Here is a 23,909-nt window from a genome sequence, read left to right as displayed (position 1 = left end):
CTCAGTGTGCACCGGCTCGTGAACTCAATGAACGCAAGGGTGACCGGGGTCACATCGGCGGGCCATGGTCCTCCCGGAACGTTTTCACCACCAGGAGGCATCGTGGCCGCCACGCGCGACAGAACGCACTATCTCTACATCGCGGTGATCGCCGCGGTGCTCCTCGGCATCGCCGTCGGCTTCGCCGCACCCGGCGTGGCTGTGGAGCTCAAGCCGCTGGGCACCGGCTTCGTGAACCTCATCAAGATGATGATCTCGCCCGTGATCTTCTGCACGATCGTGCTGGGCATCGGCTCGGTCCGCAAGGCCGCCAAGGTGGGGGCGGTGGGCGGGCTCGCCCTCGGCTACTTCATGGTGATGTCCACCGTGGCCCTCGCCATCGGCCTGCTCGTGGGCAACCTGCTGGAGCCGGGCAGCGGCCTGCACCTGACCGAGGCGGCCAAGCAGGCCGGCGAGGCGCAGGCCAAGGCGGGCGGGGCCGAGAGCACGCCGGAGTTCCTGCTGGGGATCATCCCGACCACCCTGGTGTCCGCCTTCACCGGCGGCGAGGTGCTCCAGACGCTGCTGGTGGCGCTGTTGTGCGGGTTCGCGCTGCAGGCGATGGGCGCGGCGGGCGAACCGGTGCTGCGCGGGATCGGGCACGTGCAGAAGCTGGTGTTCCGGGTGCTGGCGATGATCATGTGGGCGGCCCCGGTGGGCGCCTTCGGGGCGATCGCCGCGGTGGTCGGGGCGACCGGCATCGACGCGCTCAAGTCACTCGCCGTCATCATGATCGGCTTCTACGCGACCTGCCTGATCTTCGTCTTCCTGGTGCTCGGCACGCTGCTGCGGGTGTGCACCGGTGTCAGCGTGTTCTCCCTGCTGCGCTACCTCGGGCGGGAGTTCCTGCTGATCCTGTCCACCTCCTCCTCGGAGTCGGCGCTGCCGCGGCTCATCGCGAAGATGGAGCACCTGGGCGTCTCCCGGCCGGTCACCGGCATCACGGTGCCGACCGGCTACTCCTTCAACCTGGACGGGACCGCGATCTACCTGACGATGGCCTCCCTGTTCGTCGCGGAGGCGATGGGCCAGCCGCTCGCACTGGGCGAGCAGATCTCGCTGCTGCTGTTCATGGTCATCGCCTCGAAGGGCGCGGCCGGGGTGACCGGAGCGGGCCTGGCCACGCTCGCCGGCGGACTCCAGTCGCACCGGCCGGAACTGGTGGACGGGGTCGGCCTGATCGTCGGCATCGACCGGTTCATGAGCGAGGCCCGGGCGCTGACCAACTTCGCGGGCAACGCGGTCGCCACGGTGCTCATCGGCACGTGGACCAAGGAGTTCGACCGCGAACGGGCCGGCGAGGTGCTCGCCGGACGGCTGCCGTTCGACGAGACCACGCTGGTCGACGACGCGGCGCACGAGCCGGCGGGCGCCGTCCCGCCCCAGCCCGAAGCCGCCAAGGACGGCGTGCCGGTCTAGCCGGCGGGCCCGCTCGGGCCGGCCGGGCAGGGCTCGCCCCCACGGTGCCCAGCCCGGTCGGTCCCGACTACTCCCGGTAGGGGCGATTTTCGGCCATGGGCCGGAGAACGCGCGTGCGGTAAAAGGTACTTCCATACCGGGGCACACGTCTGACATCTTGCGTCCACCACTCGTTTCGTACGGCCCGGTAGCTGCCATCCGCACCACCGGGTCATCGGAGGACGCATTGATACCCCACATATCCAGCCGACCTCGACGTACCCTCGTGCTGGCCGCCACCCTCGGCGCCGCACTCGCCTTCGGGACTCCTGCCGCGCTCGCCGGCACCGACCCCGTGGGCCCGTCCGCCCCCGCCTCCGCTCCGGCGGCAGCGGCGGCTCCCCAGGCCGCGGCCCCGACTTCCCAGAGTGCGACCTGGGTTGCCGGCACCCGTGCCTACTTCGTGATCACCACCCCCGGTGACACCTCGGCGGTCCGCGCGGCCGTCGCCTCCAACGGCGGCTCGGTCTTCGCGTCGTACGACGCGATCGGCGTCATCGTCGCCCACTCCGCCTCGGGCACCTTCGCCGCCACCATGCGCGGTGTGAGCGGGGTCCAGCAGGTCGGCGCCACCCGCACCTCGGACATCCCGGCGGACGCCTACAACCCGGCGCTGCCCGCCAACCCGGCGCAGTCCACCACCCCGGCGGGCGAGCCGGTCCGCGCCGACATGACCCAGATCAAGGCCGACCAGGCCTGGGCCGTCACCACCGGCTCCGCCACCGTCAAGGTCGGCATCCTGGACACCGGTGTGGACGACCAGCACCAGGACCTGGCACCGAACTTCAACGCGGCGGACTCCGCGTCCTGCGCCTACGGCAAGGCCGACACCCGCGCCGGCGCCTGGCGCGACGTCGGCACGCACGGCACGCACGTGGCCGGTACGGTCGCCGCCGCCAAGAACGGCAAGGGCGTCATCGGCGTGGCCCCGGGCGTGAAGATCTCCTCGGTGCGCATCGCCGAGCCGAACACCTCGCTCTTCTTCCCCGAGAACACCGTCTGCGGGTTCATGTGGGCCGGTGACCACGGCTTCAAGGTCACCAACAACAGCTACTACACCGACCCGTGGCAGTTCAACTGCCCGGACAACGCCGACCAGGCCGCGATCATCGAGGGCGTCAAGCGCGCCCAGGAGTACGCGGAGGGCAAGGGCTCGCTCCAGGTCGCGGCGGCCGGCAACTCCAACCTGGACCTGGCCAACAAGACCACCGACACCGAGAGCCCGAACGACTCGACGCCGGTCACCCGCACCATCACCAACGCCTGCCTGGACATCCCGACCGAGCTCCCGGGCGTGGTCACGGTCTCGGCGATGGGCACCACCGCGAAGGCCTCGTACTCCAACTACGGTCTGAACGTCATCGACGTGACGGCCCCCGGCGGCGACGCGACCGGCATCTACAGCACACTGCCGGGCGGCAAGTACGGCAGCATGAGCGGCACCTCGATGGCCTCCCCGCACGTGGCCGGCGTGGCCGCGCTGCTGGCGAGCACCAACCCGGGCATCACCCCGGCGCAGCTGCGCGACAAGCTGGCCACCCAGGCCAACGACGTCGCCTGCCCGTCGGACACCCGCTGCAAGGGCACCACGGCGAAGAACGGCTTCTTCGGCGAGGGCCAGGTCGACGCGCTCAAGGCCGTCGGCAGCACCCCGCCGCCCGGCAAGTACTTCGAGAACACCGGTGACTTCGCCATCGGCGACAACACCACCGTGGAGAGCCCGGTCACCGTCAGCGGGGTCACGGGCAACGCCCCGGCCACCCTCAAGGTGGGCGTGAACATCGTGCACACCTACATCGGTGACCTGAAGGTCGACCTGATCGCGCCCGACGGCACCGTGTACGGCCTGCACAACCGGACCGGCTCGAGCACGGACAACATCAACCAGACGTACACCGTCAACGCCTCCTCGGAGGTCGCGAACGGCACCTGGAAGCTCCGGGTGAACGACAACGCCGGCGGCGACATCGGCAAGATCGACGCCTGGAACCTGACCTTCTAGTCACGACGGTTCCGACTGGTACCGACCGGTACCGACCGGTACCGACCGGTTCCGGCACACCGCGAGGGCCCCCGGGAGCACGTGGTGCTTTCTAGGGGTCGTCGCAACACGTGGTCATGTTGATCAGGCCGCGAGCAGTTTATGCAGGCGCTCGGCTGGGGTTTCCCAGTCGAGCGTTTTGCGTGGGCGGCCGTTGAGCTGGGCGGCGACGGCGTCGAGGTGTTCCCGGTCGTGGACGGACAGGTCGGTGCCCTTGGGGAAGTACTGCCGCAGCAGGCCGTTGGTGTTCTCGTTCGAGCCGCGCTGCCAGGGACTGGCCGGATCGCAGAAGTAGACCGGAACGTCGGTGGCGACGGTGAACTCGTGATGGCGGCCCATCTCCGAACCCTGGTCCCAGGTCAGGGACCGTTTCAGGTGGGCAGGCAGGAGCTGGACGGTCTCCTGCAGTGCGTCGCGGACCTGCTCGGCGCTCCGGCCGTCCGGCAGGTGCACGAGCATCACGTATCGGGTGGCCCGCTCGACCAGGGTTCCGATCGCGGACCCGTTGTCCTTGCCGATGATCAAGTCGCCTTCCCAGTGGCCGGGGACCGCACGGTCTTCCGCCTCGGCGGGACGCTCGCTGATCATGACCATGGGCTCGGCGAAGCGGGGCCGTCGCTGCTGGGCCTGGCGGTGGGGCTTGCGGCGGGCCCGTCCGGTCCGCAGTGCTCCGGCGAGCTCCCTGCGCAGTTCCCCGCGTCCTTGGACGTAGAGGGCCTGGTAGACGGTTTCGTGGACCACGTGCATCTCCGGCCGGTCGGGGAACTGTGCCCGCAGAGCCTGGCAGATCTGCTCCGGGCTCCACAGCTCGTCCAGGCCGGCCTGGACCGCGGCTCTCAGCTCGGGGTTCTGGCTGATCTTGCGCGGCTTGGGCCGTGGCCGGCGGTCATCGGCCCGGGCCTGCGCCGCGAAGGGCCGGTACTGCCCGTTCCCCGGGTGCCGGTTGCGGCGAAGCTCCCGGCTGACCGTGGACGGGCTGCGGCCCAGCTCGGCCGCGATCGCCCGGATCGTGGCCTTCTCCCGCAGCCGGTCTGCGATGTGGATCCGGTCGGCCTCACACAGATACCGCGACGACGCGGAAGGCGGCACCACCGGACGAACCGGTGGTGCCGCCTTGTGCCGGCCCGACGGGTTGCGGCCGTTACGCCACCGCTTGCCCGTGCGCAGGTTGATCCCGACTCGTCTGCAGGCTTCGGAACTGCTCAGGCCCTGGTCCATGAGCCGGAAGTATTCCTCCCGCTCACGGACCAGCTTCCGACGGCCTTGGGCCACCGTCCGCACCTCGCGGATCTCGAACTCCATCGCACCCCTTGAGCTGGGGTGTTGCGACGACTTCTAGAACCCAAGCGTGCTCCCGGGGGCCCTCGCCGTTCACCGGGTCCGCAGCACGCAGTCCCCGCAGTAACCGCCGCCCGGCACCCGGTAGTAGAGGCAGCAGCTGCGCCGTACGAACGCCACCCCGAGCCCCTCCTCGTGGACGAAGGTGCCGGTCCCGGCGAGGGCGCCGCCGTCGGCGAGCAGGGCGGCCGCAAGTTCCACGGCCGTGCTGCCGGGCACCCGGTCGAGCAGCACCCGCAAGGCCCCGACCAGCCCCGACGCGGTGTTGCCCCGCAGCACCTTGGGCGACACCCCGAACCGCTCGCGCACCGCGGAGTCCAGCAGCTCCAGATGGCCGAGCACGTTCCCGCCGAGCTCGCCGACCGGAAGTTCCTGCGGCTCGGGGAGCCACAGTTCCAGCGATCCCGCGCCCGGCAGCCGCCACCACACCCGGTCGGCGGCGAGGTCCGGCACCCGCCCGGCCAGTGCCGCGCAGCCCAGCCCGATCGACCAGAGCCGCGCGGCGATGCCGAACTGGGCGGTCGAGGCCGCCACCCGCCCCGGCCCGCTGCGGTTGCGCCGCCCGACCTCCGCGACGTACGGCGCGAGCTGCTCCCCGTACAGCACGGTCAGCGGCCGGAACCCGGGGCCGGGCGGCGGCTCCTTCCCACAGGCCACGGTGAAGAAGGGCCCCACGGATCCCAGTTGCCTCAATACGTCGTCCACGTCGGCCACGGTATCCGCCGCCGGACCGGGCACGGAGGGCGGTGGGGTGGATCAGCCCGACGGGGTGCAGGCGGCCACCTCGAAGTCGGACATGTCGAGCCCGCCCTCCTTGGTGTCGTCGTTCGCGAAGACGAAGGACTCGATCGGCACGCCCCGTTCCGCGCTCAGCTGGGCCACGAGTTCCTGGAGGACCACCGTCTCCAGCACGACGCGGACCGCGTCGGCGCAGCGCGGCAGCCTGACCGCGAACAGGTTCTCGGCGGCCTCCACCTCCGCCGTGGTGATCAGCAGCGTCAGGTGGCCCGCGCCGGCCAGTGAGCGGGCGAGCTCGATCTCGCGGCCGTCGCCGTACACGAGGTGCAGGGTGTTGCCCGCCGACTCCATCTCGCCGTGCAGGTAGTTGCGGGTCGCCGAGGCGGCGGCCGTCATCCGGACCACCTCGCGCAGCAGCAGCGCGCCTTCCTCGGCCGAGGCGCGGGAGGCTCCGGCGGCCACGCCGTCGGAGGCGACGCAGCGGGCGCCGCGCACCCGCAGCCGCGCCACGACCTCGGCGGCCTGGCGGTGGACCGCGGTGGTCTGCTCGGCGATGTCGCCCCAGGGGTCGCCGTCCCGGCCGGCCAGGACGCCCGCGACGAGGTCGAGGGCGACCACGGTGCCGGTGTAGCCGACGGTGGAGGCGTACGAGTCGGACTCGTTGCCGAGGTCCACGGTGACGTCGGCGAGGTCGCCCAGCGGCGAGGGCACCACGTTGAGCAGTGCGGCCCTGGTGATGCCGGGGGCCGCGCACTGGAACGCGGCGAGGGTCTCGGAGCTGCGTCCGCCCTGCGACACGGCGATCAGGCAGTCGGTGTCGAAGCCGGCCGTGCCGGTCTCGATCTCGCTGGACAGCACGCGCTGGGTGACGATCCCGGCCTCGCGCAGCTGCTGTACGGGCACGGCGAGGGCGGCGTACGAGGCGCCGATGCCGGTGAAGAGCGGGCGTCGGGCGGTGCGCAGAGCGGCCAGCTCCGGGGAGCCGAGCCGGGTGCGGACGCGGGCGGCGATCCGGGCGAGGGCAGCGCCCTGGCCGGCCTGGCCCTGGAGGAAGGTGATGCGGGATCCGGACATCGTGGCTGCTCCTGGCGGTGAGGGGGAGGAGGGTACGGGGCCGCGCTCGGGGCGGCCGGGCCGGGTGGGCCGGCGGGTCGGGAGGACCGGGCTCAGGCGGTGGAGTCGGCCTTGGCGCCGGGGGCGGGTGCCGTCTCCGGCTCCGTCTCCGGCTCCGGCTCCGGCTCCGGCTCCGGGTCCGGCTCCGGGTCCGGCTCCGGGTCCCGTTCGCGTCCCGGTGTCGGCAGGTCGAACTTGACGATGGCGAACCGGAAGATCACGTAGTAGAGGGCCGCGAAGGCCAGGCCTATCGGGATGAGCAGCAGCGGCTTGGTGGCGATGCCGAAGTTGACGAGGTAGTCGATGGCGCCGGAGGAGAAGCCGAAGCCGTCGCGGATGCCGAGGGCGTAGCACAGGGCCATGGAGACGCCGAAGAGGACCGCGTGGATGGCGTAGAGCACCGGCGCGACGAACATGAAGGCGAACTCGATGGGTTCGGTGACGCCCGTGACGAACGAGGTGAGGGCGACGGAGATCATCATGCCCTTGACCATGGTGCGGTTCTCGGGCCGGGCGGTGTGGGCGATGGCCATGGCGGCGGCCGGCAGCGCGAACATGTAGATCGGGAACCCGCCGGTCATGAACTGCCCCGCGGTCGGGTCTCCGGCGAGGAAGCGGTGGATGTCGCCGTGCACCTCCGCCCCGGTGGCCGGATTGACGAAGGTGCCCGCCTCGAACCAGGGGAAGAACGAGAAGAAGTGGTGCATCCCGATGGGGATGAGGGCGCGGACTACGACGCCGAAGATGCCCGCTCCCCAGGCGCCGGTGCCCACGAGCCACTCGCCGAAGTGGAAGAACCAGGAGCCGACGGTCGGCCATACCAACCCGAATACCACTCCGGTGCCGACGCCCGCGAACGCGCTCAGGATCGGCACGAGACGGCGGCCGCCGAAGAAGCCCAGCCACTCGGGCAGCTTGGTCCGGCTGAAGCGCTGGTAGAGGAGGGCGGCGATCAGGCCCATCACGATTCCGCCGAGGACCTTGGCGTCCAGCGGTTCGCCGTCGACGCCCATGGGGAAGGCGGGGCTGGCGAGCACGGCCTTGAAGACCAGGTACCCGACCACCGCGGACAGGGCCGTGGAGCCGTCGGCCTTCTTCGCGAAGCCGATGGCCACCCCGACCGCGAAGAGCAGCGGGAGGTTGGCGAACACGGTGTCACCGGCGGCGGCCAGCACCATGGCGAGCTTGCGGACGACCTCCGGGAAGCTCTCGCGGCCCAGCAGGTCGTCGCCCCCGAGCCGGGTCAGCAGGGCGGCGGCCGGGAGGGTGGCCACCGGCAGCATCAGGCTTCTGCCGATGCGTTGCATGACCGGCATGATCCGGGCCGTACTCATCGCGGGTACTCCTCGTCGAGTGGGGGTGGGAATGACCCCGAAGGTACTTAGAGGTTCTTTATTGGTCAATAGTGGTTTTATGTGGTCTGCACGCCAGCGGCCAAGACATGCCGAAGGTCCCCCATGCGTTAGGCCCTAGGCCCGGAGGAACTGGTAGCAGGTGGTACGGTCCCTCCATGACCGACGACGCAATGGACGCCCGGGGCGCCGATCCCCTCTGGTCGCAGGCCGCCGACCGGATCCGCGAGGAGATCGCCCGCCGCGGCCTGGGCGAGGGCAGCAAGCTGCCGCCCGAGCGCGAGCTGTGCACCCGCCTCGAGGTCTCGCGCGTCACCCTGCGCCGGGCGCTGGCCCATCTGGTCGACCAGGGCCTGGTGACCGCGTCACACGGCCGCGGCTGGTTCGTCGCCGCCGCCTCGCCCCCGGCCCCGGCCCGGGACTGGCCGGAGGACCTGGAGTCCTTCACCGCCACCGCGCGCCGCAAGCACATGCGGGCGAGCTCGACCGTGCTGCGCCACGACACGGTCACCGCGTCCCTGGACGACGCGGACCGGCTCGGCGTGCCCGCCGGTACCCCGCTGCTGCGCCTGGAGCGGGTCCGCCTGCTCAACGACGTGCGGATCGCCCTCGACCGCACCCTGGTCGTCGCCGAGCTGGCGCCCGACCTGACCAGGACCGACTTCCGCGAGGCCTCCCTGTTCAGCGAGCTGCGCCGCTGGGGCGTCCAGCCGGAACGCGCCGAGGCGACCATCGAGGCCCGCAGCGCGGACGCGGAGCTCGCCGGGCACCTGGGCATCGCGGCCGGGGCGCCCGTACTCGTCCTCGACCAGACCGTGTTCACGCGCGGCGGCAGGCCGCTGCTGCTGTCGACGGTGGAGTACAGCGGCGAGCGCTACCGGCTGCGCACCACCCTCCGGACAGAGTGACACGCCGGTGCCCGGCGCCAGGGCGCCATTGGGCACCGGGACGGACGGCGAAAGACCCTTCTTCCGCCGCCCCGCGGGTCAGAGGCGGGCGAGGAACTCCAGCAGCGCCCGGTTGAAGGCCTCCGGCTGCTCCACGCCCGGCAGGTGCCCGGCGCGCTCGATGACGGCGAGCACCGAGTCCTGCAGCAGCGCGTGCAGGGCCTCGGCCGCCGCGACGGGCGTGTACACGTCGTCGGCGCCGACCAGGACCAGGCAGGGCTCGGCGGTCTCCGCGAGCACGGGCCGGTAGTCGGGGCACTCGGCGCGGCCGCGCAGGGCCGCCGCGGCGCCCTCCGGGTCCGTCGCGCGCATCATGGCGGTCACCCGCCCGGCCGCCTCCGGCATGCCGGTCACGTTGTAGGGCGCCAGCATCTTGTCGATGACGCTTTCCGCGTACGGCCCCATGCCCTCGGCGAGCAGCCGGTCGGCGGTCTCGAGACGGGCCTTGCGCGCCTCCGCGGTCTCCGGGAAGGCGGTCGTGTCGGACAGGACGAGGGCCCTCACCAGACCCGGGTGGCGCAGCCGCATCTCCATGGCGATCTGCCCGCCCATGGACACACCGCCGACGACCACCTGTTCGATTCCCAGGCGGGCCAGGAGACCGGCGAGGTCATCGGCGAAATCGGCAAGCAGCGCCTTGCCCGGGAACACCGGGCTCTCTCCGTATCCTCGCAGGTCAGGGGCTATGACCCGGTATCCGGCGGCGGTCAGCGCGGCCGTCTGGGCGGCCCACATGGTGCGGTTGAACGGATGTCCGTGGATCAGGATTACGGGCGCTCCGCCCCGGGGACCCAAGTCATCGAAAAAGAGGTTCACGCCATTGCCAAATTGGGGGTTCATGAGAGGACTTTAAGGGGCTACATTGAGCCACTCGCGTTCACCTGACAGCCCGTTGCCTTTCACCCGTGTTTTGCACGGGGGGCGACGTCAGGGACGCAGACTGTGCAACCACCCCACCGCCCAGAAGGACCGAAGGCTCCGTGCCCGTACCCGTACTCCTCGCCGGCCGCACCGTGCGGCTCGAGCCCCTCGCACCCCACCACACCGAGGCCCTGGCCCTGGCCGGTGCCGAGGATCGTACGACTTACGCCTTCACCCCCGTACCCCATGGGGTTCAGGCGTCCCACGAGTACATCGACCGTGCCCTCGCCGATCAGGCGGCGGGCCGATCGCTCCCGTTCGCGGTCATCAGAGCCAAGGACGGGCGGGTCGTCGGTTCGACCCGGTTCCTGGAACTCGACTACTGGCAGGGGCCGCTGGTGTGGCCCGCAGTACCCGGCGTTCCGTTCGGCGATCCGGCGACGGCGATCCCCGATGCCGCCGAGATCGGCAATACCTGGCTGTCCCCGGGCGCCCAGGGGACCGGCATCAACACCGAGGCGAAGCTGCTCATGCTCCGCCACGCCTTCGAGACCTGGGGGGTGCGCCGGATCTCGCTGCGGGCGGACGCCCGCAACGGCCGCTCGCGGGCCGCGATGGAACGTCTCGGCTTCACCTGCGAGGGCGTCCGCCGGGCGCATTCGCGGGGGCTCGACGGGGCGGTCCGCAGTACGGCCTTCTACTCGATCCTCGACGAGGAGTGGCCGGCCGTGCGGTCGATCATCGAGTTGAGGCTGTCGGCCGGTGCTCAGCGCAAGCGGCGCCGCCGCACGCTGATCCCCGCCTAGCCCGCCTGGCGTAACGCTCCTGCACCGGCCCTCCCCCGCCTCCTCCCGGACACGTCGATCGTCGATCTCGTCGGTTCATCCGAGGAAGGCCGGGGCGAGGGCCGATGCCGTGAGCCGCGCGGGGGCGCCGCTCCCGTCGGCCGGTACGGAGTGGAGGTCGGCTCCGAAGTCCCCCGGCAGGGAGTAGACGACCGTCCGGTCGTCCGTCCACACCACCTGGTCGTCCACGCTCCGCTCCTCGGCGAGCGGGGTCTCCGTGCCGGAGGCCAGGTCCAGTACGTGCAGCCGCCACGGCGCCTCGGCCGGCAGTCCGGGCACCCGCTTCTTGAACACCACCCGGGTCCCGTCGGGCGACAGGGAGGGGCACTCGACGTTCTCGCGCAGCGTGGTCACGGTGCGCGCCGCCAGGTCTCCGCGGACCAGGTGGGTGCGGCCCGCGGTGCCCAGCGTGGCGTAGAAGGTCCGTTCGTCGGCGGTGAAGGTCACCCCCCAGAAGTTCACGTCGGCGCTGCGGTACGGCTTGCCGTCCTTGAGGACCGTGAAGTCCTCGAGCGAGGCCTCGAGCCGGCCGGTGCGCAGGTCGAGCACCGCGGTCCGGGTGGAAAAGTCGGTTCCGGCGTACGAGTCCCCGCCGACGAAGACCGTCCAGGCCGCCAGCCGGCCGCCCGGCGAGACCCGGGCGCGGGTGGGGATGCCGGTCACGGCGTGCGCGGAGACCTCCTGGAGGCGGGCGTCGAGCACGACGGCCCGGTAGCGGTCCGGGACCCCGCCCTTCTCGGGCTGGAGGCAGATCCCGGTGCCCGCCGCGGCGTGGAAGCGCAAGCAGGCCACCCCCGAGGCGGTCCGGTCCCCGTCCGGCGCGGCGGCCCGGACGGTGGCGAGCTCGTCGCGGTGCGGCCCCCAGGCCATGTTCCGGAACACGATGCGCGGACCGCCGTGGGCGGGGTCCAGCGAGACCGCGCCCCGGGTGACCCGGGGGCCGTCGGCCTGCGTCCGGTTCTTCTCGTCGGCCGTGTCGGAGGCCCGTACGAGGGCCGTCACGGCCACGGCGGCGAGCAGCACGACGGCGGTGGCCAGGATCAGGATCCGGCGCTGGAGGCTCAAGGGGTCCTCTCCTCTCGCGGGGCGGGGGCACCTTACCTATGGGCATGCACATGAGCCAGACCCGGCCGGTGAACGGAACCGGAAGCCGACGGGCCGCGCCGGCACCGGGCAACGGCCGTCCCCGGAACGTCCCAAGAAAGGGAAAAATGCGGAACCCTGGCATGCTTTCGTTCATCCTTCGAACAGAAGGATCAAGCCCGCCAGACCACCGCCCCCTCGGGGCAGCACCAGCCGGAGAGCCACCGCACATGTCGTACCCACCCGAAGGGCAGCAGCACCGACCGCCGTACCGGCCGGAGGGGCAGGACCCGCAGCGGCCCTACGGCGACCAGCACGGACAGCAGCCGTACGGGCAGGAGCCCGAGCCGGCTCCCCGGCGCAGGTCCCGGGTCCGGCGCTGGGTGATAGCGGGTGTCTCCGTCCTGGCGCTCGCGGGCATCGCGGCCGGCGTGATGAACCACTACGAGATACCCCCGTTCACCGACAAGGGCTCGGCCGTCTCCTTCGGGACCCCGTCCGGCGGCGACAAGGGCAAGAACCCGGCCCCCCAGGCCGCGAACTCCAAGATGCTGATGCCCACCGGGCCGCCGGCCGAGTTCAAGAACTCGATGACGCTGCCCGACGGGACGCACGTGGCCGTCACCACGCTGGACGGCAAGAAGTCCGGCTTCAAGGGCAAGGTGTGGGTCTGGGCGCCCAAGGAGTACAACGACCCCAAGTTCGCCAAGAGCGGCTTCCCGGTCATGATCGCGCTGCCGGGCGGCGCCGGCTACCCCAGCAACTACTGGATGGGCACCGACCTCGGTCTCCAGACCAGCATCGCCAAGTGGTACGCCGAGGGGAAGAGCAAGCCCTTCATCCTGGCCATGCCGGTGCTCAACCCGGGCCCGGACGACAAGGGCATCTACTGGGACGGCTCCGACATCCCCGACCAGCCCAAGATGGGCACGTGGCTGACCGAGGACGTGCCGGACCTGATGAAGGCGAACTTCCGGACCGTGAAGTCACGTGACGGCTGGGCCTTCATGGGCTCCTCCACCGGCGGCTTCGCGGGCCTGAAGGCCGTGCTGAAGCACCCGGACAAGTTCAAGGCCGTGATCGCCTCGGGCCCGGACATCGTCCCGGACTCCTCCCTGTGGAAGGGCCACGACAAGGAGAAGGCCGAGAACAACCCGGAGCTGCTCGCGAAGCAGCTCATCGACAGCAAGGGCCCGGACGTCTACCTCGCCTTCCAGGTCGGCGACAGCGAGAACAACAAGAAGACGCTGCCCGACGTGCAGAAGTTCATCGCGACCTTCGGCAACAAGGGTCCCGTGCACACCGAGCTGAGGATCATCAAGGGCGGCCAGCACAACGCCAAGACCTACGTCCCGAACATGGGCGAGGGGCCGATCCAGTACATCAGCAAGGTCATGGAAGGACCCGTCGAGTAAGGTCCGGCGACTCCGCCGCCCGCACCGCGCCCTCCCCCGCTTCCTTCGCCTCCGGCCCGCCGAACACCTTCGGCGGGCCGGAGCCGTTCCAGGGCGCCCAGCCCGGGTCTCCGGTCATCGCGAAACGCACCCAGGCCGCGTGCATCTCGTCGGCCAGCGCCTGGGGAGCGTCCGGCCCGGCCAGCCAGGCAGCTTCCGGCGCGTCCAGCGTGTCGAACACGAAGCCCAGCTCCAGCGCGTGGCAGGCGCCGAGCCCCGGGAGGCCCGAACGCCACGCGAACTCGTACAGGTAGCTCGGCGCCGCCCGCCGCGCACCGGCGAGCCTCCGCATCGGGTCGCGCAGCATGCGGTCGGTGCGCAGGTGTCCCGCGAGGTCGGCGGGGCCGGCCCCGGGCAGGGCTTCGCGCAGTGTCCGTACGGCGGCCCGGTCCTTGCCGCTGCGCCGGCGGGCCAGGGCCACGGCGAGCGGGCCCAGCCGGTCCAGGAGCCGCATCGTGCCCGTCGGGGCCAGCCAGAGCCGGTACTCCTCGGCGGTCCAGCCCAGCAGCAGCGGCACGTCGCCGGCCCGGGCCGCGTCCAGCGGGTCTTCGGGCAGCGTCTCCGGGTCGGTCACCAGGCCGAAGGCGGGCCCCCCGGTCAGGGGGCCGGACCGGCGCAGTACGGCGGCCTGCGCGGCGAGCAGGGTGGGCAGGGCGGTGGCGCCGAAGGCCGCCGCGGTGGCGTCCGTCTTCAGCAGCGAGGCCATCCGCCGGACCATGGCGCGGACCCGGTCGCGGTGCAGTGCCTCGGGGGCGCCGCTCTCCAGGGCCGCCTGTGCGAAGAGCCCGGCGGCCCCGGGGGCGGCCAGCAGGGCTCCGGTGCTGATGGCTCCGGCGGACTCTCCGAAGACGGTGACGCGGGCGGGGTCGCCGCCGAAGGCCTCGATGTTGTCCCGGACCCACTCCAGGGCCGCGATCTGGTCGAGCAGGCCCCGGTTGGCGGGGGCGTCGGGGAAGAGCCCGTAGCCGAGGACGCCGAGGCGGTAGTTGAGGGAGACGAGCACGACCCCGTCGCGGGCGAAGGCGGAGCCGTTGTAGACGGGTACGGCCGAGGAGCCCCTGGTGAGCGCCCCGCCGTGGATCCACACCATGACGGGCAGCCGGGCACCGGGCGCCGGATCGGGGGTCCACACGTTGACGCTCAGGCAGTCCGTCCCGGGGATCTCCGGGTCGGCGAGCAGCGCGGCGAACTTCGGCGGGTAGGGCACCTTCGGCGCGGTCGGCCCGAAGGCACCGGCGTCGCGCACGCCCTGCCAGGGCTCCGGGGGCGCGGGCGCCGCGAAGCGCAGGGGGCCGACGGGCGGGGCGGCGTAGGGGATGCCGCGGAAGACGGCGGTCCCGTACGGACCGGTGCGGCCCTCGACCACGCCGTACGCGGTCGCGGCCCGGGGCCGGCCGCCGGTGGCCCCGCCCGCTGCGCTCATCTGGTCCTCCCGGTTCGGCCCCGCGCACGCGCGCGGTGGGCGCACCGTCGCACAGCCGCCCCATGGGTGACAAGCCGTACCGGGGACCTCACCAAGTAGGCCCAGCGGCCGTGACCCCCCGCGTCTCCCCGCGTTGTATGCCATGTCAAACACCGCACACCCTGCGGTGTCCTGTTTCTCATGAGGAGATCTTGATGTCGCGTATCGCGAAGGCATTCGCCGTCACCGCTGTCGCCGGTAGCGCCGTGGCCGCCGGAGCGGGTCTGGCCGTCGCCGATGCCGGAGCGCAGGGTGCGGCGTTCGCCTCCCCCGGTGTCCTGTCGGGCAACGTCGTTCAGGTTCCGGTGCACGTCCCGGTCAACGTCTGCGGCAACACCGTCAACGTGATCGCCCTGCTGAACCCGGCGTTCGGCAACACCTGCGTCAACGCCTCGGGTGGCGGCGACCACCACACCGAGGGCGGCTACGGCCACTGATCGCCGTCTGACCGGCTGATCGACCGACCGAAGGAAGGGCCCCCGCCGCACGGCGGGGGCCCTTCCCGTGTGTCCCCTGTGTCCAGCGCACGGTGCGCACCGTGCGCCCGGCGCGGCCGGCCGGGTCATTCGTAGCGGTAGAGGCCCTGGTGGCCGAGCATCTGGCGCGGGGTGACGTCCCACGGCGGCATCGGTTCGTCGAGGGCGATCACCCGGCCGCGCTGGAGGTCGCCGAGCGCGAGCGGTGCGGCGGGCAGGTAGCCGGAGCCCGGGTGCCGCTGCTGCCAGCGGTCCCAGATCAGGTCCACGAAGGCGTGGTGCAGCCAGAACGCCGGGTCGTTGGGCGCGGTGCCGCCGGTCATGTGCCCGCCGATCCACTGGTGCACCTTGTTGTGGTTGCGCCAGCGCTCGCTCTTGGGGGCGGCCCATCCCTCCAGCTTGTTGCGGAAGCCGCCGGCGGTGGCGGTGGAGTCCCAGGGGGACACGTCGTAGACCGGGTCGTCGACGGCCCACTGCAGTTCGGCGGGGGTGGGCAGGGCGATCGGGTTCTGCGGACGGCCGAGGTTGCGGGTGAGGAAGCGGGCCTCCGAGACGCCCACCGTCACCGTCCAGTTCCCCTTGTCGTAGGCGAAGGGCCCGGTCATCACCTGCCGGTCCGCCGCCCGGCCGGTGCCGCCCAGGAAGTCGTCGGCCCAGAGGGAGGAGACGGGGCTGGTGTCGGTGGTCCAGTCCCAGTACGGGAGGGATACGCCCGGGTCCACGGTCCGCAGCTGCTTCTCGAACTCCAGCAGGTAGTACCGGTGCCACGGGAAGAAGGACGGGGACATGTGCCCGACGCGGAGCTTCCGGTCGCGGTCGGGCACGAAGTACTTGCCGTGGGTGCGCACGAAGGAGTCGTAGACGCCGGTGCGCTTGAGTTCCAGCACGGCCGCCGTGAAGCGCTTCTTCTGCGCGCTGGTCAGGTTCTTCTGGTTCTGCCGCGTGTACAAGGCGGGGCTCCTCCCGTCAGCCGTGGTGCGGGGCGGACGCCGACACGAGCTGGGCGGTGCCGAGTTCGTCGACGGCCGCTCGGGCCAGTTCCAGCGGGGTCCCGAAGGACTGGAAGTGGTTGACCTCGCTCAGGTAGCTGCCGTCGGCCCGGCGCATGACGTGCAGCGGGCGCCCGTCGATGCGGATCCCGGCCCGGTCCACGGCGATGTGCCGGCCCCGGTACGTCTCCTCCTCCGCGAGCGGGGCGGGTGTCAGGGTCTGCCGGGGGCGGCGGGCCCGCAGTACGGGAGCCAGCGCCGCGGCGGTCCCGGCGAGCACGGCCGCGCTGAAGGCCGTACGGAGCAGGGCGCGGCGGGTGGGAAGTGCGGCGGGTGCTGCGGGCATTCGGTCTCCCTCGCTCGGTGGCCGGCGGCTACGGGTCTAACGCGGCGCGGCGGGCGAGGTCACCCCTGGGGGTGCAGGCTGGCCGGGATCAGGCGGTCACGCGCTGGAGCCGGGGCAGGTGCAGGTCGCGGAAGACCGCGGCCATCCGCAGGGCGAAGACCAGCCCGGCGGAGACGGCGATGTTCGGCGTGTCCGCGACGCCGGCCCAGTGCAGGCCGAGGTAGGAAGCGGCGCCGGCCAGCGCGGCCGTCGCGTACACCTCCTCGCGCAGCAGCAGCGGCGGGAACTCCCCGCACAGGACGTCGCGGACGACCTCGCCGGTGACGCCGGTCAGGACGGCGAGGATGAGGACGGCGACGGGCGTGACGTGGGCGTCGATGGCGGCGCGGGCACCGATCACGGTCACCACTGCGAGACCGACGGCGTCGACCACGACGAGGGCGCGGTGCGGGAGCTCCCAGCGGCGCAGGTAGAGCATGGTCGCCACCCCGACGGAGGCGATGAGCACGAGCAGCACCCAGTCGTGCGTCCAGTACAGCGGGTGCCGGTCGAGGATGAGGTCGCGCAGGGTGCCGCCGGAGATGCTGGCGGCGAAGGCGAGCACGAGCCCGCCGAACGGGTCCATGTTGGCGCGGTGCGCGGCCAGGACGCCGGAGGCGGCGAAGGCGGCGATGCCGAGGAGGTAGAGGGCGTGCAGCATGGCGCCTCCTTCACGGGGCGGGCGGGTTCTCGGGGGCAACCCGTCGAGGGTGCCGCACCCGGGCCCTCCGCCGCATCGGCCGTTCGGCCAGGCCGGAGCCCGTGCCGGCGTTCCGGACACGGGGTCCGGCGGGCACGGGGTCCGGCGGGGCGGGCGCTACGGCGCCGGGAGTTCGGCGAAGTCCGCGACCAGGCCGCGGTGGTGGCCGGCCGTGCCGAGGGCCAGGGAGTCGGCCTTGGCCCGCTTCAGGTAGAGGTGGGCCGGATGTTCCCAGGTCATGCCGATCCCGCCGTGCAGCTGGACGCACTCCTCGGCGGCCCGGACGGCCACGCCCGAGCAGTAGGCCTGGGCGACGGCGACCGTGAGCGGTGCGTCGGGGGACTGGGTGGCCAGGGCGTCGGCCGCGGCCCTGGCCGCCGCCCTGGCCGAGGCCACGTCGAGCCAGAGCCGTGCGAGCCGGTGCTTGAGGGCCTGGAAGGATCCGACGGGCCGGTTGAACTGGTGGCGGACGCGGAGGTAGCCGACGGTCTCCGTCAGGCACCACTCGGCGATCCCCAGCTGTTCGGAGGCGAGCAGCCCGGCCCCGGAGAGCAGGGCTCCGGCGACGGCCGCCCGGGCGGTGGCCGGATCGGCGAGCCGGGTGCCGGCCGCGGCGTCGAAGGAGACGGTGGCGAGCGGGCGGGTCAGGTCGAGCGGGACCTGCGCGGTGAGCCCGGCCGAGGCGGCGGGGACGGCGTACAGGCCGGTGTCGGCGAGCACGAGCAGCACGTCGGCGGCGACCGCGTCCGCGACGGAGGTGACCGTGCCGGTCAGGGTCCCGCCGCCGGAGTCGTGGAGGGCGGCCGGCAGCGGGGCGCCGGGGGCGAGGGTCAGCGGCACGGCCGGTACGCACACCTGCCGGCCCGAGGCCAGCTCCCGCAGCAGCGGGGCGGCGGCGTCGGTGTCGGTGTCGGTGTCGCAGCCCAGCAGGATCTCGGTGGCCAGCACCGCGCTCGTCAGGTAGGGGGCGGGCGCGACGGCCCGGCCCAGCTCCTCCAGGACCACGGCCGCCTCGCGGTGGCTCGCGCCCTGGCCGCCGAGCTTCTCCGGTACGAGCAGCCCGGCCGCGCCGATCCCGGCGGCGAGGGGGCGCCACAGGGCCGGGTCGTGCGGCCGGTCGGTCTCGATCCGGGCGAGGACGGCCGCCGGTGTGCAGCGGGCGTCGAGGAGGGAGCGTACGGCGGTGCGCAGCTCCTCCTCGGCCTCGGAGTAGAGCAGGTCCACCGGGGCCGGCGGGGCCGGCAGCGTCGTCGGGGTAGTCGGGGTCGTCATCGGGAGAGGTCCTTCCAGGCGAGGTCCTTGTCGTCGCGCGGCTCGGACGGCAGGCCCAGTACGCGTTCGGCGACGATGTTGAGGAGGACTTCGCTGGTGCCGCCCTCGATGCTGTTGCCCTTGGCGCGCAGGTAGCGGTAGCCGGCGTCGCGGCCGGTGAAGTCGACCAGTTCGGGACGGCGCAGGGTCCAGTCCTCGTAGGACAGGCCCTCCTCCGCGAGGAGTTCGACCTCCAGGGCGCTGATCTCCTGGTTGAGGCGGGCGAAGGTGAGCTTCATCCCGGACCCTTCGGGGCCGGGCTGGCCGACGGCGAGCTGCTGGCGCAGCCGTTCACCGGTGAGCCGGGCGACCTCGGCCTCCACCCAGAGCTCCAGCAGCCGCTGGTGGAGGGCGTGGGTGCGCAGTGCCGGGCGTTCGCGCCAGGTGGCGGCGACCGGCGCGATCATGCCGCCCTCGCGCGGAATGCGCATGCCGCCGATGGAGACGCGCTCGTTCATCAGGGTGGTGCGGGCCACCGCCCAGCCGTCGCCGACGGCGCCGAGCCGGTGGGCGTCGGGGATGCGCACGCCGGTGAGGAAGACCTCGTTGAACTCGGCCTCGCCGGTGATCTGGCGCAGCGGCCGGACCTCGACGCCGGGGTCGTGCATATCGCACAGGAAGTAGGTGATGCCCCGGTGCTTGGGCTGCTCCGGGTCGGTGCGGGCGATCAGGATGGCCCAGCGGGCGGTGTGGGCGCTGGAGGTCCACACCTTCTGGCCGTCGACGACCCAGTCGCCGGACTGTTCGTCGAGGACGGCGCGGGTGCCGAGGGCCGCGAGGTCGGAGCCCGCGCCGGGCTCGCTGAAGAGCTGGCACCAGACCTCCTCGCCGATCCACAGGGGGCGCAGGAAGCGCCGCTTCTGCTCCTCGGTGCCGTACGCGAGGATCGTGGGCGCGGCCATGCCGAGGCCGATGCCGATCCGGCGCGGATCGTTGTCGGGGGCTCCGGCGGCCTCAAGTTCGGCGTCGACGACGGCCTGGAGGGAGCGGGGCGCGCCGAGCCCGCCGAGGCCCTCGGGGTAGTGGACCCAGGCCAGTCCGGCGTCGAAGCGGGCGCGCAGGAAGTCCGTACGGGAGGTGGTGGCGGGCGGGTGGGCGGCGAGCAGGTCCCGTACGCGTGCGAGCAGGTGCTCGGCGGTGGCGGCGGTCATCGGGAGACACCCCGTTCGCGGGGCATGGCCAGGACCACGCGGCCGGTGGTGGCGCCGTCGGCGAGGCGCTGCACGGCGTCGGCGACGGCGGGGAGCGCGATGGTCTCGCTGATCAGGGGCTTGACGGCGCCCTCGGCGGCGAGGCGGGTGAGTTCGGTGTGGCAGGCGGCGATCGAGGCGGGGTCCTTGGTGGCGTACAGGCCCCAGTGCAGACCGAGGATCGAGTAGTTCTTGATGAGCGCGTGGTTGAGGGCGGGCGCGGGGACGGTGCCGCTCGCGAAGCCGACGATCAGGATCCGGCCCTCGAAGGCCACGCACTTGGCGGAGACGGTGTAGGAGTCGCCGCCGACGGGGTCGTAGACGACGTCGGCCCCGCGTCCGCCGGTGAACTCCTTCACCCGGCCGACCACGTCCTCGGACCGGCGGTCGATCACCAGGTCGCAGCCGAGTTCCTCGGCGGTGCGCGCCTTGGCCTTTCCGCCGACGACCCCGATGACGGTGGCCCCGGCAGCCTTGCCGAGCTGGACGGCGGCGCTGCCGACCCCGCCGGCGGCGGCGTGCACGAGCAGGGTCTCGCCCGGCTGGAGGCGGGCCCGGCGGTGCAGGCCGAACCAGCCGGTCTGGTAGCCGATGTGCAGGGCCGCGGCCTCGGCGTCGTCGAGGCTCTCGGGGGCCGGAAGCAGCGCCCGTTCGGATGCGACCACGTACTCCGCGAAGCCGCCGTGGGGCAGGCTGGGGTTGGCGATGACCCGGCGGCCGTCGTCGGTCAGGCCGCAGATCTCGACGCCGGGGGTGAAGGGCAGCGGCGGGCGGATCTGGTACTGGCCGCGCACGAGGAGCGCGTCGGGGAAGTTGAGGTTCGCCGCGAGCACCCTCAGCCTCACCTCGCCCTCGCCGGGGACCGGTTCGGGGATCTCCTCGAGGCTCATGGCCTCTCGGGGCTCTCCCAGGGTGTGTACTCGCCATGCCTGCATCCGGGGCCTCCAGCCGCCGTCGAGGAACCACGCTCCGCGGGCATACTAAGCGGTCGCTTGCCCTCCTGGGAACCACAGGACGCCGGGGAACCCGGTGGAGACTCGCGCGGAAAGCGGGCGACCAGGCCGAGGCCGTCGGATTAACATCAACAGGCAGTTGCCATAGGGCATATGACACGATCATCGGGGGGACCGTTCCATGAACCGAAGCCGTACCAGAGGCAGTGCGTCCGCGGCCGTGGCCGCAGCCGTCATCGCGGGGCTGCTCACCGCAGCCGGACCGGCCGCGGCCGCCGGACCGGCGTGCGAGCCCGGCATCACCGTCCTGCCCTCGCTGACGGGCGGGCCCGCGGGCTCGGTCCGCGCCTTCGGCCCGGACGGGCTGGCGGTGGGTTCCAGCGCCGGACTGCCCGCGTACTGGACCGCGGACCGCCAGGTCCACGCGGTGCCGATGCCGGAGGGCTTCCAGGAGGGCACCGTCACGGGGGTGAACGCCAAGGGCCTGATGGTGGGCACCGTCCAGAGCACCGCACAGGGCCTGCCCGGTGCCGTGTTCACCTACCGGATCGGCGCACCGTCGGTCCAGCTGATCACCGCCACCTCCACCCAGTCCGGCGGGGGCGAGGTCAACGACGCCGGGCACGTGGTCGCCCTGGACGGCGGCGTCGCCAAGGAGTGGGTGAACGGGACGGTGGTGCGCGAGCTGCCCGTGCCCGCCGACGCGCACCCGAGCACCGTCATCAGCGCGGTGAACGGCATCAACAAGCGCGGCGACATCCTCGGCACGGCGTACACGAACTACTGGGACCAGGACAACGACCAGATCGTCAGCACGACCTTCCCCGTGGTCTGGCCCGCCGGCGGCTACCCGACCGCGAGCCTCCCGGTCTGGACCGAGGGCGACTGGACCGTCGGCACCCGAGCCACCGGCATCGACGACAAGGGGCGGGTCGTCGGCTACGAGAAGCTGAGCTACCGGGACTGGCAGGAGCGCAAGCCGGCCGTATGGAAGCGTCCGTACGACGCCCTGCCGACCGGGCCCGCTCCGGTCGCCGGATACCAGCACCTCACCCTCGACGCCATCAGCCCGGGCACCAACGCGGTGGTCGGCACGGCCATGACCTTCGTCGAGGGCTACGCCAACCACGTCCGGGCCGCCTACTGGCCGGGCGCCGGCGCGACGAAGGCGCTCCCGCACCCCGCGGGCGCCACGCCGGACGCGCGCAGCGAGGCCTTCGCGGTCTCGGACGACGACCGGGTGGGCGGCAGCTACTGGGGCTGGGACGGCGTCGGGTCGGGCGCCGTGATCTGGACCTGCGCGAGCCGGCAGGCGTACACCCCGCAGGGCTGATCCCGTCCGGGGCCTGGTGATCTCGGCGCCCGCGCGCTATCGATGGCCCATGACGGACGACACCCGGCGCGGTCTGCCCGCGCCACCGCCGCTCGGCGCCGCCGCCCTGCCTCCCGGTACGTACGCGGGGCAGGTGGTCCTCGTGACCGGCGGCGGCACCGGGCTGGGCAAGGCCATCGCGGCCGAGTTCGCCCGGCTCGGCGCCGACCTGGTGATCGCGAGCCGCCGGGCCGAGCAGCTGGCGGCGGCGCGGGACGAGCTGGCGGCCGTCCCCGGCGCGGGCCGGGTGACGGCCGCCTTGTGCGACATACGGGACCCCGAGCGGGTCGCGGACGTCTTCGACGCGGCCGAGGCCGCCTTCGGGCTGCCGGACGTGCTGGTCAACAACGCGGCCGCCAACTTCCCCTCCCCCGCCGAGGACCTGTCGCCGAACGCCTGGCGGGCGGTGGTGGACATCACCCTGACCGGAACCTGGTTCATGACGCGGGAGTTCGGCCGCCGCCACCTCGCCGCACGGACCCCGGGGTCGATCGTGAACATCGGCGCCTCCTACGCCTGGACGGGCGGGCCCGGCTTCGCACACAGCGCGGCCGCCAAGGCTGGGGTGAAGAACCTGGTGGAGACCCTCGCCGTCGAGTGGGGCCCGTACGGCATCCAGGTCAACGGCCTGGTGCCCGGGCTGTTTCCGCACGCCGACATGACCGGCGACATCCGGGGCGGCCTGGACCGGGCCGCACCCGACGCCAAGGACGGGCGGCAGCCCGCGCTGCGGGTGGGCGAGCCTCGCGAGCTGGGCTGGGCCGCGACCTTCCTGGCCTCGCCGTACGCCCGCTTCGTCACCGGCCACACCCTGGTGGTCGACGGCGCGAACTGGCAGCGCCGGGCGCTGGTCAACCCGGAGGTCGTGCCGGTGCGCGAGCAGCTGGGGCGCGGCCCGTTCGGCGACAGGCCCTAGCCCCCCGTGAAGTGCGGGGGGCGGCGGGCGGCCTTGGCTCCGTAGCCCTCGCGGCAGTCGTCCGAGGTGAGGGTGAGGGCGGCCGTCATGGCGACGCGGTCGAGGGCCGCGGGCAGGGCGGCGTCGGCGTAGGCGTCGACCGCGCGCTTGATGCCCTGCACCGCGAGCGGCGCGTTCGCGGCGATCTCCGACGCCAGGCCGCGGGCGGTGGCGTCCAGCTCCGCCCCGGGCACGACGAGCTGGACCAGGTTCAGGCGCAGCGCGGTCGCCGCGTCGATGCGGCGGCCCGTCAGGGCCAGGTACTTGGCCCACCCGGCGCCCGCCTCACGGGCGATCCGCAGGTCGCCGCCCGCGTCCACCGCCACGCCGAGCTGCGCCTCCGGGAGGGCGAAGACGCCGTCCTCGGCCGCCACCCGGATGTCGGCCATCAGGGCCAGCTCGAAGCCGAAGCCGAGGCAGTAGCCCTGGACGGCGGCCACCACCGGCTGCGGGAGGCGGGCGAGGACCGCGAAGCGCTCGTGGACCCAGCGCAGGCCCTCGTAGTAGTTGCGGGTCCGCTCGGCGGCCGATCCGCCGGTGATCGCGCCGCCGGGAGCGGTCACGTCGATGCCCGCGCAGAAGGCCCGGCCCTCGGCCCGCAGCAGAACCGCGCGGACCGAGGGGTCGAAGCGGATCCGGTCCGCCAGCAGCCCCAGCTGGCGGGTGGACTCCCAGCTCCAGCCGTTGAGCTTGTCGGGGCGGCACAGGGTGAGGACCGCGAGGCCGTCGTCCGCGACCTCCAGCCGGATCCGCTCCTCCCCCTGCGCGATCTCCGTGCTGACGGTGTCGATCACGTCTGCCGCACCCCCGTAAGGAATCTGACGAGGCGTCAGCCTAGGGGTGTCCG

22 protein-coding genes are annotated in these 23,909 nt (G+C 72.7%); 8 read left to right on the top strand and 14 right to left on the bottom strand.

From position 1 onward, the window contains the following. Positions 1-102 precede the first annotated feature (102 nt). Both ACTVZO_RS35120 and ACTVZO_RS35115 read left to right on the top strand, forming a co-directional pair. The gene (locus ACTVZO_RS35120; protein WP_443302179.1) at positions 103-1,458 is read left to right on the top strand and encodes a cation:dicarboxylate symporter family transporter; all 1,356 of its coding nucleotides are present in this window, start codon (positions 103-105) and stop codon (positions 1,456-1,458) included. A gap of 265 nt (positions 1,459-1,723) precedes the next feature. Continuing rightward, positions 1,724-3,499, top strand: a complete 1,776-nt coding sequence (locus tag ACTVZO_RS35115) for a S8 family peptidase (protein ID WP_443302178.1) — start codon at positions 1,724-1,726, stop codon at positions 3,497-3,499. 123 nt (positions 3,500-3,622) lie between these two features. Here the strand turns inward: ACTVZO_RS35115 and ACTVZO_RS35110 are convergent, their stop codons facing one another. The 4 genes from ACTVZO_RS35110 to ACTVZO_RS35095 all read right to left on the bottom strand — a co-directional run bounded on the left by ACTVZO_RS35110 (position 3,623) and on the right by ACTVZO_RS35095 (position 8,061). After that, on the bottom strand, positions 3,623-4,840 hold the full coding sequence (locus ACTVZO_RS35110) for an IS30 family transposase (protein ID WP_443298897.1): 1,218 nt from the start codon (positions 4,838-4,840) through the stop codon (positions 3,623-3,625). A gap of 69 nt (positions 4,841-4,909) precedes the next feature. Further along, on the bottom strand, positions 4,910-5,581 hold the full coding sequence (locus tag ACTVZO_RS35105; protein WP_443302177.1) for a (2Fe-2S)-binding protein: 672 nt from the start codon (positions 5,579-5,581) through the stop codon (positions 4,910-4,912). Positions 5,582-5,632: 51 nt separating this feature from the next. After that, on the bottom strand, positions 5,633-6,688 hold the full coding sequence (locus tag ACTVZO_RS35100; RefSeq protein WP_443302176.1) for an SIS domain-containing protein: 1,056 nt from the start codon (positions 6,686-6,688) through the stop codon (positions 5,633-5,635). A gap of 92 nt (positions 6,689-6,780) precedes the next feature. After that, positions 6,781-8,061 carry a PTS transporter subunit EIIC gene (locus ACTVZO_RS35095; protein ID WP_443302175.1) on the bottom strand — a complete coding sequence of 427 codons (1,281 nt, stop codon included), beginning with the start codon at positions 8,059-8,061 and terminating at the stop codon, positions 6,781-6,783. A gap of 176 nt (positions 8,062-8,237) precedes the next feature. Here ACTVZO_RS35095 and ACTVZO_RS35090 point away from each other — a divergent pair, with 176 nt between their 5' ends. Next, positions 8,238-8,987 carry a GntR family transcriptional regulator gene (locus ACTVZO_RS35090; protein WP_443302174.1) on the top strand — a complete coding sequence of 250 codons (750 nt, stop codon included), beginning with the start codon at positions 8,238-8,240 and terminating at the stop codon, positions 8,985-8,987. Positions 8,988-9,065: 78 nt separating this feature from the next. Here ACTVZO_RS35090 and ACTVZO_RS35085 read toward each other — a convergent pair whose 3' ends face one another. Beyond that, positions 9,066-9,866, bottom strand: a complete 801-nt coding sequence (locus tag ACTVZO_RS35085; RefSeq protein WP_443302173.1) for an alpha/beta fold hydrolase — start codon at positions 9,864-9,866, stop codon at positions 9,066-9,068. Between the two features lie 140 nt (positions 9,867-10,006). On the opposite strand from ACTVZO_RS35085, the gene ACTVZO_RS35080 reads away from it, so the two are divergent. Further along, complete coding sequence (locus tag ACTVZO_RS35080) at positions 10,007-10,693, top strand: GNAT family N-acetyltransferase (protein WP_443302172.1); 687 nt, start codon at positions 10,007-10,009, stop codon at positions 10,691-10,693. 75 nt (positions 10,694-10,768) lie between these two features. On the opposite strand, the gene ACTVZO_RS35075 is transcribed toward ACTVZO_RS35080, so the two are convergent. Further along, complete coding sequence (locus ACTVZO_RS35075; RefSeq protein WP_443302171.1) at positions 10,769-11,797, bottom strand: TolB family protein; 1,029 nt, start codon at positions 11,795-11,797, stop codon at positions 10,769-10,771. A gap of 248 nt (positions 11,798-12,045) precedes the next feature. Here ACTVZO_RS35075 and ACTVZO_RS35070 point away from each other — a divergent pair, with 248 nt between their 5' ends. Continuing rightward, positions 12,046-13,230, top strand: a complete 1,185-nt coding sequence (locus ACTVZO_RS35070; protein WP_443302170.1) for an alpha/beta hydrolase — start codon at positions 12,046-12,048, stop codon at positions 13,228-13,230. Here the strand turns inward: ACTVZO_RS35070 and ACTVZO_RS35065 are convergent. Continuing rightward, positions 13,208-14,692 carry a carboxylesterase/lipase family protein gene (locus tag ACTVZO_RS35065; protein ID WP_443302169.1) on the bottom strand — a complete coding sequence of 495 codons (1,485 nt, stop codon included), beginning with the start codon at positions 14,690-14,692 and terminating at the stop codon, positions 13,208-13,210. The two genes, ACTVZO_RS35070 and ACTVZO_RS35065, sit on opposite strands and share 23 nt — an antisense overlap. Before the next feature lie 194 nt (positions 14,693-14,886). Here ACTVZO_RS35065 and ACTVZO_RS35060 point away from each other — a divergent pair, with 194 nt between their 5' ends. Further along, entirely contained in the window at positions 14,887-15,168 is a 282-nt protein-coding gene (locus ACTVZO_RS35060) for a chaplin (RefSeq protein ID WP_443302168.1), read from the top strand. 125 nt (positions 15,169-15,293) lie between these two features. Here ACTVZO_RS35060 and ACTVZO_RS35055 read toward each other — a convergent pair whose 3' ends face one another. From ACTVZO_RS35055 to ACTVZO_RS35030, 6 genes are all read right to left on the bottom strand, one after another. Next, on the bottom strand, positions 15,294-16,157 hold the full coding sequence (locus ACTVZO_RS35055) for a tyrosinase family protein (RefSeq protein WP_443302167.1): 864 nt from the start codon (positions 16,155-16,157) through the stop codon (positions 15,294-15,296). A gap of 16 nt (positions 16,158-16,173) precedes the next feature. Continuing rightward, complete coding sequence (locus ACTVZO_RS35050; protein WP_443302166.1) at positions 16,174-16,542, bottom strand: tyrosinase family oxidase copper chaperone; 369 nt, start codon at positions 16,540-16,542, stop codon at positions 16,174-16,176. Between the two features lie 88 nt (positions 16,543-16,630). Then, a complete protein-coding gene (locus tag ACTVZO_RS35045; RefSeq protein WP_443302165.1) occupies positions 16,631-17,242 on the bottom strand; it encodes a trimeric intracellular cation channel family protein in 612 nt (203 codons plus the stop codon). 156 nt (positions 17,243-17,398) lie between these two features. Then, complete coding sequence (locus ACTVZO_RS35040) at positions 17,399-18,553, bottom strand: acyl-CoA dehydrogenase family protein (protein ID WP_443302164.1); 1,155 nt, start codon at positions 18,551-18,553, stop codon at positions 17,399-17,401. After that, on the bottom strand, positions 18,550-19,743 hold the full coding sequence (locus ACTVZO_RS35035; RefSeq protein ID WP_443302163.1) for an acyl-CoA dehydrogenase family protein: 1,194 nt from the start codon (positions 19,741-19,743) through the stop codon (positions 18,550-18,552). The genes ACTVZO_RS35040 and ACTVZO_RS35035 overlap by 4 nt, the downstream gene beginning before the upstream one ends. After that, the gene (locus ACTVZO_RS35030) at positions 19,740-20,717 is read right to left on the bottom strand and encodes an NADPH:quinone oxidoreductase family protein (protein WP_443302162.1); all 978 of its coding nucleotides are present in this window, start codon (positions 20,715-20,717) and stop codon (positions 19,740-19,742) included. The genes ACTVZO_RS35035 and ACTVZO_RS35030 overlap by 4 nt, the downstream gene beginning before the upstream one ends. Positions 20,718-20,916: 199 nt before the next feature. Here ACTVZO_RS35030 and ACTVZO_RS35025 point away from each other — a divergent pair, with 199 nt between their 5' ends. Further along, positions 20,917-22,068, top strand: a complete 1,152-nt coding sequence (locus tag ACTVZO_RS35025) for a hypothetical protein (RefSeq protein WP_443302161.1) — start codon at positions 20,917-20,919, stop codon at positions 22,066-22,068. Between the two features lie 49 nt (positions 22,069-22,117). Further along, the gene (locus ACTVZO_RS35020; protein ID WP_443302160.1) at positions 22,118-23,023 is read left to right on the top strand and encodes an SDR family oxidoreductase; all 906 of its coding nucleotides are present in this window, start codon (positions 22,118-22,120) and stop codon (positions 23,021-23,023) included. Here the strand turns inward: ACTVZO_RS35020 and ACTVZO_RS35015 are convergent. After that, the gene (locus tag ACTVZO_RS35015; protein WP_443302159.1) at positions 23,020-23,856 is read right to left on the bottom strand and encodes an enoyl-CoA hydratase/isomerase family protein; all 837 of its coding nucleotides are present in this window, start codon (positions 23,854-23,856) and stop codon (positions 23,020-23,022) included. The genes ACTVZO_RS35020 and ACTVZO_RS35015 overlap by 4 nt on opposite strands. Between the last annotated feature and the right edge of the window lie 53 nt (positions 23,857-23,909).

The sequence above is a fragment of the Streptomyces sp. IBSNAI002 genome (assembly GCF_052244475.1).
Lineage (GTDB): Bacteria > Actinomycetota > Actinomycetes > Streptomycetales > Streptomycetaceae > Streptomyces.
The sequence above is the reverse complement of the archived record's forward strand: the minus strand, read 5'-3'. Positions and strand labels throughout refer to the sequence as shown.